This window comes from Paenibacillus sp. 1_12 (genome assembly GCF_900114475.1).
GTDB lineage: Bacteria > Bacillota > Bacilli > Paenibacillales > NBRC-103111 > Paenibacillus_S.
Genome location: NZ_FOTE01000016.1, coordinates 15,365 through 28,055, shown reverse-complemented (window position 1 = coordinate 28,055; position 12,691 = coordinate 15,365). Strand labels below are relative to the sequence as shown.

Sequence of the window (12,691 nt, the reverse complement as noted above, 5' to 3'; positions counted from 1 at the left end):
AAACCCTCCCATATTTCTTTGGCTATCTTATCCCTTAACTGAACCAACCATAACACCCTTGGCAAAATGCTTTTGTAAAAGAGGATAAACGAGCAGGATCGGTACCGTTGCAATCACAACTGCTGCCATTTTCAATGTTTCCGGAGGAATCGTCTGCTCATTCATCATTTCCTGAGCTGCCGCACCACCCGCTGCTGTTGAGGAATCAATTAACATATTTTGCAGTAACACCTGAAGCGGCCATTTGGACGCATCACTCATATACAATACCGCCGAGAAAAACGTATTCCAATACCCGACCGCATAAAAGAGACCGAATGCCGCCATCGCCGGAAGCGACAATGGTAAAATAATTTTGAACCAGACGCCGATATCATTGCAGCCGTCAATCAGTGCAGCTTCCTCCAGACTGTCCGGGATGCTGTCGAAGAAGCCCTTCATCAGCAGAATATACCAGCCGCTGGTCAATACCGGAATAATCAACGACCACAAGCTATTAATTAAATGCAAATCTCTTACCAGCAAATATGGAGGGATCAGTCCTGGATTGAACAGTGTCGTGAATAACACAAGCAGCATAATGAGCCGTCGCGCCAGCATTCTTTTACGAGAAAGAGTATACGCTAGAGCCGCTGTCACAATGAGACTGCATGCAGTTCCTACGGTTGCCAGAAAGCCGCTGACCAACGTTGCATTCATAAAGGCTGGCGTGGATAGCAAATATTTATAGGAGACCAACGTCCATTTGCTAGGGAAAAACTGCATCCCGCCCTTTACATATTCAGAAGGATCTGTGAACGAAACGACAAATACATAATAGAGCGGAAAGATCGTAATCAGACTAATCAAGGTTAACAACACATAATTAAATATCGGAAAAAGGAGATCTTCCTTGCTTTTCCTCATAGTATCCCCCTGCCTTACTGGATAAGCGCCCACTAATAAACGAAAGACCTAGTAAACGCCCTCTTCACCAAACCGCCGCGTCAGACTGTTCGCGATTAACACGAGCACAAGCCCTATCCCCGACTTGAACAAACCAACCGCCGTACTAAAGCTGAACTGCCCCTGCTGAATTCCGAGACGATACACATACGTATCAAATACATCCCCTACCTCGGAAACGGCACCATTTTTCATCAAATACACCTGTTCAAATCCGACATCCATTATATTGCCGATTCGCAAGATCAAGAGGATCAAGATCACATTGCGAATACCTGGCAGCGTAATATGCCACATTTGACGCAGTCGCTTGGCACCGTCCATTCGAGCCGCTTCATACAGCTGAGGGTCAAGCCCCGCCATTGCCGCCAAAAATATGATTGTTCCCCAGCCCGCTTCCTTCCAGATCGATTGTACCGTTAACAATCCCCAGAACAAATTAGGATTGGTCAGGAAATCAACCTTGGGCAAACCGAGCGCCACGATCATATTATTAATAACTCCGTCGCTTCTGGACAGCATCAGGATAGTTATCCCGACTATAATAACCCACGACAGGAAATGCGGCAGATAGACGATCGATTGCACTGTCTTTTTGAATTTATTACCTACCACCTCATTGAGCAGCAGGGCCACCAGAATCGGCAGCGGGAAGTAAAACACCAAATTCAAAATATTAATCGCCATCGTATTACGAAACAGCAGCATAAAGTCCGGGTTGGAGAAAAACCGGTTGAAATGCTCGAATCCCACCCACGCGCTGTTCATCACACCCCGATACGGAGAATAATCCTGGAAAGCGATCACAATCCCCCACATGGGAACATATTTGAAAACAATGATAAACAGGATACCTGGCAGCGCCAGCAAATATAAAAACTTATCCCGCATAAGAATCGACCATACCCTTGAGCGACTTTTCTTAATCGTCTTTGGGGCGGCCGGTCTCATTCCAGACGTCATATCTTGATTCATTTTCATCTTACACCCCCTTTCTCATCAGCTTTGTGCACCAGCAGTAATCACATCCTAGTGGAACGTCAACATTTCCGCAATTAGACTTTTTTTCAAACAAAAAAAGCCCGTCGTACCGCGGAAAATCAGGAAAACACTAAAAATCCGCTCCCTGTTCGAAACGGATTTCACCTATTTATTCATCCTTTAAAATGCGAGTTGTACCACACCACGGCAGCTATCGCGTTCATTAAAAACGTAAAGCAAAGCTTTCAGGAGCTTTGCACCGCGCCCATCGTGCAATCCGCTTATGTCAATACGAAGAGCGATATTAAGGACTCGGATAAGCTCATCAAACGGATATGGAAGCCGCGAAAATGTTAATTGATTATTTTCCACTATATCTTGACAACAACGCAATCTTTAAATTATAGTAAACCAATCGGAATTAACCTTAACTGACTCGTCAGTTAATAGAGTGGGGATATTGAACATGCCATCCATATCGGATCAAGAACAAGACCGCAAGCAAGAATTAATGTCCTTAGCACTGGAGCTATTTGCACGCAAAGGGTATCACAATACCAAGGTCTCGGATGTGGTCAAATCCGCAGGCGTTTCACAAGGAACCTTTTACTGGTACTTCGAAAGTAAAGAAAAGCTTGCTATCCAGCTTATCGAGGATGGTAAAGAAAAGTTACACCAAGTCATTGAACAAGGTTATCGCAAACATGCGGGATCGGTAGATGACATGGTAAGATCGTCTGCTCGGTTGTTGACGGATCTGTTCGAATTCGCTGATCAGAATCGATATTTAATGGCTTTACTGCTGATCAAAGGTCAAGGCGCAGACCCGCTCGTGCAGGATGCTGTATCCCAAACATGGCTCACGTTCGAGGAAGCTTTCAAGAACAATGTAAACCGAGCTATCGAATTACAGATGCTGCCCAGTACGATCGACTTATCGCTTCGTGTAACCATTCTTGTCTCATTAATTACAGGCGTGTTGACCAAATGGCTGTTCGGCCCTATGCATGACGTAGATTATAAATCGACGTATACCCCTTCAGAAATAGCTGAAGAAACGGCAAGGTTCGAATTCCGCGGGTTGATGGGATAATGTAGGCATTTAGAAGCAAGATAACAAATATAAAAACGATATAGGGGTGTAGAGAATGTCCATTAAATTCAAACAATTATTTAAATCCGTTTCCTTGATCAGTGTAGTCGCCTTAGCTTTAGTAGGATGCGGGCAGAAGCCAGTCGAATCACCTAAACCTGCTGCCAGCGGTAATCCAAACGCGGAAACAGCAGCACCTTCGAACCTGTTGGAACAAATCAAGAAATCAGGTAAAATCCGAGTCGGATTAATGGGAACTTATGCACCTTACAACTTTTTGAATGAAAAGAAAGAAGTGGATGGTTTCGATGCGGATGTTGCCAAAGAAGTGGCTAAAAGGTTAGGTGTTCAAGTCGAATTTACTACTGGGGAATTCTCGGGCTTAATCGAAGGATTGCAGAAGGATAAATATGACGCACTTATCAGCCAAGTTACGATTACAGAAGATCGCAAGAAAACAATGGACTTCTCCAATCCATATGTTAAGAATGCAGTTAACGTAGTCGTAAAGAGCGACAACACAACGATCCAATCCATTGAAGATTTCAAAGACAAGAAGATTGGTGTTGGTCTCGGTACGAATGACGAAAAATATTTACGTGATGTTGCTATGCCGAAAGTCGGCAAGTTTGAAATCGCCACCTATAACGACGTGGTTACGTCCTTGACGGATTTAAACATCGGAAGAATTGATGCCACCATTAACAACGTATTTGCTATCAAGCCTTTAATCGAAAAAAACAAATTCAAAATTAAAGCGGTCGGGCAACCGATTAAGGAAGACTTCGCAGGTGTAGCGGTTCGCAAAAATAACCCAGAGCTGGTCGAAGCGATTAATAAAGCATTAGCTGAAATGAAGACAGACGGAACGTTTACGACAATTTTCAAAAAATGGTTTGATGTGGAACCGAATATTTAAGCGGTTTGACCTCGGGAGGCAGCACGAATGGAACTGGTACTTGAAAACTTAGGCTATCTATTAAAGGGAGCCTACTACACCTTGAATATCACGGTCGTCTCGATGTTCTTTGGATTTTTTATCGCCTTGCTTGTAGCAATCGCGCGGTTGAAGGGAAATTGGTTTATCACTAGCTTGGCCAAAGGATATGTTTCGATCATCCGCGGAACCCCAATCATCGTTCAGATCTTTATTATTTATTATGGTTTACCTGATTATGGGATTAAACTCGGGCCGCTCACAGCGGCCTATATTTCGCTGAGTATCAACATTGGCGCCTATTTATCCGAAACATTTCGCGGTGCCATCCTATCAGTGAGTAAAGGACAGACGGAAGCGGCCTTCTCTCTGGGACTTTCTCCTTGGCAAGCTTTATGGAAGGTTGTTCTTCCACAAGCAGCCCGAGTGGCGATTCCTCCCATGGGCAATACTTTTATAGGCATGCTCAAAGAGACCTCCTTGGTTTCCTTGGTGACAGTCACTGAATTACTTCGGTCTGCCCAACTGCTGATGGCCCAATATTATGTAAGCATGCCTTTTTATCTAGCAATTGCACTTATGTATTGGATCATGAGCATGGTTTTTTCCAACATTCTTAACCGCATTGAAAACAAACTAGCCAAGGCTTATTAAGGGCGTGTGAACCATGATTGAATGTATAAATCTGAGCAAACAGTTCGACGACTTGTTGGTATTAAAAGATATTAATCTGCACATCCGTCCTCAAGAAATTGTGGTCCTCTTAGGGCCAAGCGGTTCAGGAAAAAGCACACTCCTCCGCTGCATGAACGGGCTGGAAGAGCCTACTAAAGGGTCAGTTCGAGTCGGCAGCGTGAAGTGGGACGCGACCGGTAACTTGCCATCAAAAAAACAAGCTTTACGGGATATTCGCACATTAACAGGTATGGTTTTTCAATCATTTAATCTATTTCCACATATGACTGTCCTTGAAAATATTATTATGCCTCCAATGACTGTGAAAAAAATGCCCAAGGCGCAGGCTATCCAGCTTGCCGAATCTTTACTAGCTAAGGTGGGACTACTGGATAAAATTCATGAGCATCCTTCCCGGCTCTCCGGCGGCCAGCAGCAGCGGGTAGCCATTGCCCGTTCACTGGCTATGAATCCTCAGATTATGTTATTTGACGAGCCAACATCAGCTCTAGACCCTGAATTAACAGGCGAAGTACTGGCTGTAATGAAGCAGCTAGCACTAGAAGGTATGACCATGATCGTCGTTACTCACGAAATGAAGTTTGCCCGGGAGGTATCGAACCGGGTTATCTTTATGAGCGAAGGCGTCATTCAGGAAGAAGGAACTCCGAAGCAGTTCTTCGATCAGCCGCAAACCGATCGAGCACGTAAGTTTCTAAGACAAATGGATCATTAATCGAATGCATAAGGAGTTGAACGCTTTGATCCCCATAGATCCAGAACATTTAAAATATATAGCTGAGCGAGCACGATTGATCATGGAAAATCAAGAGCTTGAAGCTATTGTCGCCTCAAGCTGTGAGAACTTCTATTACCTCTCCGGTCATCCGAGTACCTTCATGTATACGTTACGTATGAATGAAGTCGCGTTAGCAGTCCTGTTTCGAGATCCAAGTCGTAAGACGATCTTGATCATGAATGAATTCGAGGCGGCAGGAGTGGTGAGCGATCTGCCTCAAAGTGAGATCAGGGCCTATCCCACTTGGGTAGACGTGGATGACCCATTGGGTCTTAAAGGCGGGCAATATCAAGGAAAACGTCCGGTCTCGCCCCAAGCTGAGGAAATGTTCAGCCTGTTGATGCAAGTGCTTGCCGAGCATGGAGTTACACGCGGTAAGGTAGCTGTGGAGTTAAGTGCCATGCGGCATGGCTCAGCCTTGTCCTTAAAGAAATCAGCCGGTACGTTGGAGTTGATGGAAGCGAGTGCTATCTTTACCGAGCTGCGAGCGGTAAAGTCTCCATGGGAAATAACCCAACTCCGTAAGGGCTGTGCCTATGCCGAGGCAGGCATTACGGAGGCGGTTCGTACCATTGGAGTCGGCAGCTCTGCCGCGGAAATCGTAGAAGCTTTTCGAAAGGGGTTAATGAAGCGTCCTGACTTCTCTACGGCCCGCTTTCATATGATTTCTGTCGGAGCCAATTTCGCTCCTGCTCATAACTTCGATACGCGTCCGAGTGAGCCTGGGGATGTCATTAAGTTTGATGTAGGGGTCGATGTCGCGGGGTATGGATCGGACATTGCACGTACCTTTGTACTCGGTGATCCTTCGGATACCGTGAAGCGCATCTACGACGCGCTAAGGATAGGACATGATCGTCTCCTTGAGCTCATAGCGCCGGGAGTGCCTATGAACAGCGTCTTTCATGAGGTCATGGATGTAATTCGCCGTTCTGGATTGGAGAATTACAACAGAGGACATCTTGGACACAGTGCGGGCTTAAGTCTAGCGGCAGAAGAAGCCCCTTTCATCAGTCCGTCCGAGTCAGCCGTCTTTCGTCCGGGCATGGTCATATGCTTGGAAACCCCCTACTATGGATACGGCATAGGTTCAATCATGATTGAGGATATGGTGTTGGTCACAGAACATGGCTGCGAGCGGCTTAACGAACTATCGAGGGATCTCATTTCAATATAAAGTTTAAACCGTAAACGTAGAATAAGTCCTCACCTTTCATCAGGTGGGGACTTAAGTAGTTTTACTGGTTTTTTGGCTCCTGCCATATTGGGGCTGATACAGTTTTATTTGTACCGCACAGTCGGATAAAGAAAACTCATCGTATTTGATTCCATAGGTCAAGGAATTAAGTAGACTCTTCGACTGAATGTCCTTACATCCATTTCGAATTGAATATGATACCCAATTCGTGTCAATGATGTTAATACTGTCATCATCTTTTCCCGTAAGGAGAGCAGCATGCGGAAACATCCAATTGACCAGAATCCATCACCTAGCGATCCGTCCACTCCACTTGCTCAACCGGACCTTACAACTGGACCTCTCACAACCAACATCATTTCTTCCTGTTTGGAAGATAACTTAAGCCTGATAGAAGATTCTTTTGCTAATTGTGAGGATCTAAAGATCTTCCATTGGAGCTACGGCCCTGAGTTAGAGCAAACTGCTTTTACTGTTTATTTTGAAACGCTGGTTAAAACTAATCATACTAATTATCTAAAAGAGACGCTGCAAAATCTCGTTTCGCACGAAATCGGGCCTGCCATGACTGTAACCATTGAAGATGTGATTCTTTTTTTTGAAAATGATGGAGTTACCTCTCCGTCTGCTGAAATTATAGAAAATTTCGATCAAGCCATAAAAAGTATTCTAGACGGCACAGTAGTCATCTTTTTTAACGAATGGGATAAAGCGTTAAGTTATATGGCCTTGGATGTTGAAAAGCGACAGGCTGCCGAACCTATTACTGAGCCTAGTGTACAAGGCCCTCATGTAAGCTTCATCGAGAATCTTGATCGCAATATCGGCGTAATACGAAGCTTGCTTAAATCTCCAAAGCTTAAATTCGAGTTTTTTTCAGCAGGTGAGCAGAGCCAAAGAGAAGTAGCGTACGGTTATTTGGAAGGAGCCGTGAAGCCCGAAACGTTACTTAATTTTAAAAATCGTCTTGCACAAATGGACAAGGAAGAAATTCTCGAGGCTTCGTACCTTGAAGAGTGGATTGAAGATTCCGCCTACTCCCCCTTTCCACAGGTTCGATATACGGAACGCCCAGATAACACGATATCAGCTCTGTTAGACGGTAAGATAATCGCTATGGTAAATGGGAGCCCCTCCACATTAATCTGTCCGGGTAATTTCATGGAGTTTTTTATTACAAGTGAAGATTATTATTATCGAACAATATTTTCATCATTAATTCGAATCATTCGGATGGCCGCATTTGTTATCGCGCTGATGCTTCCTAGTACCTATATCGCCTTGTCCAACTTCCATTCTGAGCTTATCCCGACTGTCTTACTTCTAGCCATATTGAACACACGGGAGGGAATTCCCTTCCCTGCTTTGGTGGAGGCGCTCATCATGGAGTTTTTTTTTGAATTGCTGAGGGAAGCGGGAGTTCGTTTGCCCCGCCCCATTGGCTCCGCCGTGAGTATTGTAGGGGCATTGGTCATCGGGCAGGCGGCCATTCAATCCCAGATTGCTTCCCCAGTTATGGTCATTGTCGTTGCCTTAACGGGTATTGCTTCCTTTGCATTGCCTCAATACAACATGGCAATAGCGATTAGAATCATGCGGTTTCCATTAATGATTCTTGCAGCAACATTTGGAGGACTTGGCATCATGATTGGCTTCATCCTGATATACCTCCATTTAGCAACCTTACGCTCATTGGGGCAGCCTTACCTGGCTAGTATAACGCCACTGGACATCAATCGGTTGCGGGATGCATTAATCGTCTTACCACGACGGATGCTGCTTCATTCACCTCGGAATCGACATTTGAACAAAAAGACCTCAGAGGGGAAGAAGATGCAGTGAAGCCAATTGCCTCCATTATCTTTTCCTTCCTGTTCCTTGCTCTGATCACCGGTTGCTGGGATAATAATGAACTGGATGAATACGGATATGTCCAAGCGGTCGCCATTGACATGACCAAGGACAATCTATTCCATTTAACAACCCATTTCTACAATCCTTCAAGCAAAATGGGAATGGAAGGTGGGGATAACTCTGCAAAGAAGGGCATCAATATTCAAACGAGCGGGGAAACCATGTTTGAAGCCATTCGGGACATCCCCATGAAGTTCGGACGCAAGCCCAAGTGGGATCATATGCGCGTTATTCTGCTCGGAGAACAGTTGGCCAGAACCCAAAACATAAGGGAAGTCCTTGATTATTTCTCAAGAGATCACGAACCTCGTGGAACGGTTCTCCCCTTAGTTACAGAAGGATCAGCCAGCGATTTTTTAAAAATCCAACCTTTTATTGAGCAAACCATTGGTCAGCAATTCAAAAAAATGGAGACCAACGGTGCCCTTTATTCCGCCAAAACCTCTAGCATCCCATTGTATGAGCTAGCTATTCAATTAAAGAGCCCCTCCAAAACCTCAGCCATTCCTTATATTCATAAAGGCATCTCGCCCAGTGAAGCGGTTGTATCTGGAGTCGCGATTATCAAAGAAGGTAAACTGGTCGACATACTTAAGGATAAGGACACAGAAGCGTTAATCATGCTGACCGATAAATACAATTATGGGATACTTGAATTCCCTTGTGTAGGGAGTGCAGATGGTCAGGTTCATAACAAAGAATCACTGGAAGTACTCTCTTTTAACAGTAAAATAATTCCCAATGTAACTGAAAATGAGACGACGATCAATGTAAAGATTGAAATCAAAGGAACTGTAGGAGAACTACGATGCTCCCGTTTAGAATCAAAAAAAGAAATAGAGCGCTATGAAGATAGAATCAGCGAACAGGTCGAACAAGAAATTCTACATGCGATAGGGATATTCAAGCGGCAGAAGCTGGATATCATCGGAATCGGAAATCAGATTTACAGAAAAAATTCAAAGCTCTGGAAACGCTTGGAGCCTACGTGGGACAAGCGATTTGCCCAAAGTCGGTTTCATGTTGAGGTTGATACTGAAGTATTGAGTACCGGCATGAACGTAGGAACTCCATTTGGCACAAAGGAGAAATAGCCATGTCTGCTAAATTAGTTTGTACCTTGATTATTGCTACCGCAATGCTTATTTCCGACATTCCAAAGTTCAAGAGCGCATGTCCCCGTGATCGGATTGTCTATGCAGCGATGCTGGTGTGTATTCTCTATCTCGGTTTTTTATTCGTTACCGCTAAGCATTGGCCTAATCTTGACACCCTCTTCAATTTACTTACCGAACCAGCTAAGCAAATCGTCCATTGGCTTAACCCTGCAAAGTCCTCATAAAGAACCTTGAATCGGGAGGAACCCATGAGTAAACAAGAAAGTGTTAGCTCTGTGCAGATGAGTATGCTATTTCTCTTCTTCTTAACTGGTGCTTCCATCGTTATCATTCCTGCACCTCTTACTAACATTGCTGGCAATGGCGCATGGATTTCTCTTCTGATCGCTTTTGCAATGGGAATTCTCCTGCTTGCTGGCATTCTTTATCTATATCGACAATTTCCGGGTCAATCACTTATTGAATGCAGTCGTTTAATGTTGGGGAACACATTGACCACTCTATTGCTCATTCCATTCACCGCTGTCATGTTCTGGAATGTAGCAGGTATAGTAATTGAGATCGTAACCTTCTTTAAAAGCACGATGTTAAAAGAAACACCCACTTACGCAATAAGCACTCTGTTTTTTGTGACGATAGCTTTGACAGCCCTTGCTGGAATTGAAGTAATGGCACGTATGGCTAGTGTCTTATTAGCTCTAATGTTTGGATTCATCGTTGTGATTTGGTTGCTGGTTGGCAACCTATATCATCCGGAATACCTCCTTCCTGTCATGCCAGATGGGATCGGACCTATCCTTAATGCTGCATACATTGCTTATGGATTTCCTTATTCTGAACTTGTGGTTTTTGCCATGATTTTGCCTTACATTCGGAAAAAGGACACACCAAAAGTAGGTAAGCACCTGTATCTGGCGATCATTGTCAATGCAATGACTCTGTTGGCCTCGATCATATTCAGCATTATGGTACTGGGGCCACTATCCGGCGACCTCAAATATTCGTTATACCAGCTTGCACGTTTAATCTTCATTCAGGAAATTATTGAAAGGATCGAATCCATTATCGGCATCTCGCTCATTGTAGGCTTTTATTTCAAGGCCGCCATCCTATTGTTTATTCTCATGCGAGTTTTGGCGCAAATGCTTAGATTGGAGAATGAACGACTGCTGGTCCTTCCTGTTGCTTTTGTCTGCCTACTTCTATCTCTCACCACCTATACCAAAGAAGCTGCACTTGAAGAAATCGTGAATATAACTTGGCCATTAATCAATAATATCGCCTATGTTTTTCCTCTTCTTCTGATCATCGTAATTTCTCTAATTCGGCGCAGCCGCAAGCAAGACAAGGACTAAGATGAAGATTTATGAGTAGCTACTCGATCCGGCCATCTATTTGGCGGCTTTGATTGTAATGTTTAACAACTAAATCCGAAGCATTACTTCTGCATATTGTCGCAAAGAATGGATAAAATACCTTTAGGAATAGATGGAATTGGAGGAAATATCATGGCTATTGCATCTCAAACAACAGAGTATGATGTTTCCTTACAAACGCAGTTAGACATCAATCGCGCTTCGGTGTGCCAAGCCCTAGGTTACAGCTTGGATTTAATAATCAAAGATATGACTATGTTCGATGGTTTGAAGCTGACACTATTTTACATGGAAGGCATGGTTGATAGCCATTTTTTGCATGATATGATTACCAATCCGATCATGCGTCAGAAACAAAGCGATTCTGTAGTTCTCTTTGAGTCCCAAGAAAACAAGTTGCACTATTTGAAGGATGAGGTACTGACCGCTAGTGATACTGCTGTTGTCACTACTTTGGAAACCTTGCTCACGCAGCTTCTGTTAGGTGATGCGATCATCCTTGTCGATGGTTACGCGGAAGGGATTCGCATTGGCGTACAGGGCCAAGAAGAAAGAAGCGTCAGCGAACCTCAGACCCAATCTGTCGTCCGTGGACCCATGGAATCGTTCACTGAGAATATCCGTACGAATACTTCCCTCATCAGGCGAAAGATTAGAAATCCTAACCTTTGGCTTGAGTCCCAGAAGATAGGTCGGGTGACCAAGACGCAAGTATCCATGATGTACATCCAGAATATAGCTAGTGATACGATTGTAAATGAAGTGCGAATACGGCTAAACCAAATCGATATTGATGGTATTTTGGAAAGTGGGTACATTGAGGAATTTATTCAAGATCGTACTTTAACACCGTTTGCTACAGTATTTAACAGCGAACGTCCTGATACGATAGCTGCAGGACTACTCGAAGGAAGAGTAGCTATTCTCGTCGATGGTACACCGTTCGTGCTGCTTGTTCCCGCTTTATTTGTTCACTTTTTCCAATCTTCAGAAGATTATTACCAACGTTTTGATATCGCCACCCTTCTACGACTTTTGCGTTATATTTCATTTTTCATAACCATGTTTGCTCCTTCGTTTTATATTGCAATCTCAACCTTCCACCAAGAAATGCTGCCGACAAACCTTCTGATCAACTTAGCGGCTCAACGTGAAGGCGTTCCATTTCCTGCATTTATAGAGGCCATGTTGATGGAAATCACCTATGAGATTTTGCGAGAAGCCGGAGTGAGGATGCCACGTACGGTTGGACAGGCGGTCTCCATCGTTGGCACGCTCGTTATTGGGCAATCGGCCGTACAGGCAGGTATAATCTCCGCAGTGATGGTCATTATCGTATCGATCACAGCGATCTCAAGCTATGTAATTCCAGCGAGCAGCATGTCCATTACAGTGCGAATGCTCCGTTTTGTATTCATGGCACTTGCGGCTTCGTTTGGTGTATATGGCATTATGATTGGTGTTATCGGACTTATTCTGCATCTGTGTAAATTGCGTTCATTTAGTTTTCCGTATATGAGTTCATTTGCCCCGCTTAATATCAAAGATCAAAAAGATACATTATTCAGGCTTCCATGGCCTATGATGTTCACAAGACCTCATTGTATTAACACTAAAAATAAGTACCGACAGAAACCAAAGTCTGAAACCTAATG

At 44.1% G+C, this 12,691-nt stretch carries 12 protein-coding genes; 10 read left to right on the top strand and 2 right to left on the bottom strand.

Going from position 1 to position 12,691, the window contains the following annotated elements; translation table 11 throughout:
* Positions 1–27: 27 nt before the first annotated feature.
* The gene (locus BM210_RS26030; RefSeq protein WP_091175080.1) at positions 28–906 is read right to left on the bottom strand and encodes a carbohydrate ABC transporter permease; all 879 of its coding nucleotides are present in this window, start codon (positions 904–906) and stop codon (positions 28–30) included.
* 48 nt (positions 907–954) lie between these two features.
* Complete coding sequence (locus BM210_RS26025; RefSeq protein WP_256224060.1) at positions 955–1,920, bottom strand: ABC transporter permease; 966 nt, start codon at positions 1,918–1,920, stop codon at positions 955–957.
* A gap of 472 nt (positions 1,921–2,392) precedes the next feature.
* On the opposite strand from BM210_RS26025, the gene BM210_RS26020 reads away from it, so the two are divergent.
* The 10 genes from BM210_RS26020 (at position 2,393) to BM210_RS25975 (ending at position 12,689) form a co-directional block, all read left to right on the top strand.
* Positions 2,393–3,019 carry a TetR/AcrR family transcriptional regulator gene (locus BM210_RS26020; RefSeq protein WP_256224042.1) on the top strand — a complete coding sequence of 209 codons (627 nt, stop codon included), beginning with the start codon at positions 2,393–2,395 and terminating at the stop codon, positions 3,017–3,019.
* Between the two features lie 55 nt (positions 3,020–3,074).
* Complete coding sequence (locus BM210_RS26015; protein ID WP_091175077.1) at positions 3,075–3,938, top strand: transporter substrate-binding domain-containing protein; 864 nt, start codon at positions 3,075–3,077, stop codon at positions 3,936–3,938.
* A 27-nt stretch (positions 3,939–3,965) separates the two neighbouring features.
* Positions 3,966–4,610: an amino acid ABC transporter permease gene (locus BM210_RS26010; protein ID WP_091175075.1), complete on the top strand. Its 645-nt coding sequence runs from the start codon at positions 3,966–3,968 to the stop codon at positions 4,608–4,610.
* A 13-nt stretch (positions 4,611–4,623) separates the two neighbouring features.
* Positions 4,624–5,367 carry an amino acid ABC transporter ATP-binding protein gene (locus BM210_RS26005; RefSeq protein WP_091175074.1) on the top strand — a complete coding sequence of 248 codons (744 nt, stop codon included), beginning with the start codon at positions 4,624–4,626 and terminating at the stop codon, positions 5,365–5,367.
* Between the two features lie 25 nt (positions 5,368–5,392).
* A complete protein-coding gene (locus BM210_RS26000; RefSeq protein WP_256224041.1) occupies positions 5,393–6,607 on the top strand; it encodes a M24 family metallopeptidase in 1,215 nt (404 codons plus the stop codon).
* Positions 6,608–6,886: 279 nt separating this feature from the next.
* Positions 6,887–8,470: a spore germination protein gene (locus BM210_RS25995; protein WP_091175069.1), complete on the top strand. Its 1,584-nt coding sequence runs from the start codon at positions 6,887–6,889 to the stop codon at positions 8,468–8,470.
* Positions 8,467–9,636, top strand: coding sequence for a Ger(x)C family spore germination protein (locus tag BM210_RS25990; RefSeq protein WP_091175067.1), 1,170 nt, complete (start codon positions 8,467–8,469; stop codon positions 9,634–9,636). Before BM210_RS25995 ends, BM210_RS25990 begins: the two co-directional genes overlap by 4 nt.
* 2 nt (positions 9,637–9,638) lie before the next feature.
* On the top strand, positions 9,639–9,884 hold the full coding sequence (locus BM210_RS25985) for a hypothetical protein (protein WP_091175063.1): 246 nt from the start codon (positions 9,639–9,641) through the stop codon (positions 9,882–9,884).
* Positions 9,885–9,908: 24 nt separating this feature from the next.
* The gene (locus BM210_RS25980) at positions 9,909–11,015 is read left to right on the top strand and encodes a GerAB/ArcD/ProY family transporter (protein WP_091175061.1); all 1,107 of its coding nucleotides are present in this window, start codon (positions 9,909–9,911) and stop codon (positions 11,013–11,015) included.
* Positions 11,016–11,168: 153 nt separating this feature from the next.
* A complete protein-coding gene (locus tag BM210_RS25975; protein ID WP_091175060.1) occupies positions 11,169–12,689 on the top strand; it encodes a spore germination protein in 1,521 nt (506 codons plus the stop codon).
* The last annotated feature ends 2 nt before the right edge of the window (positions 12,690–12,691 follow it).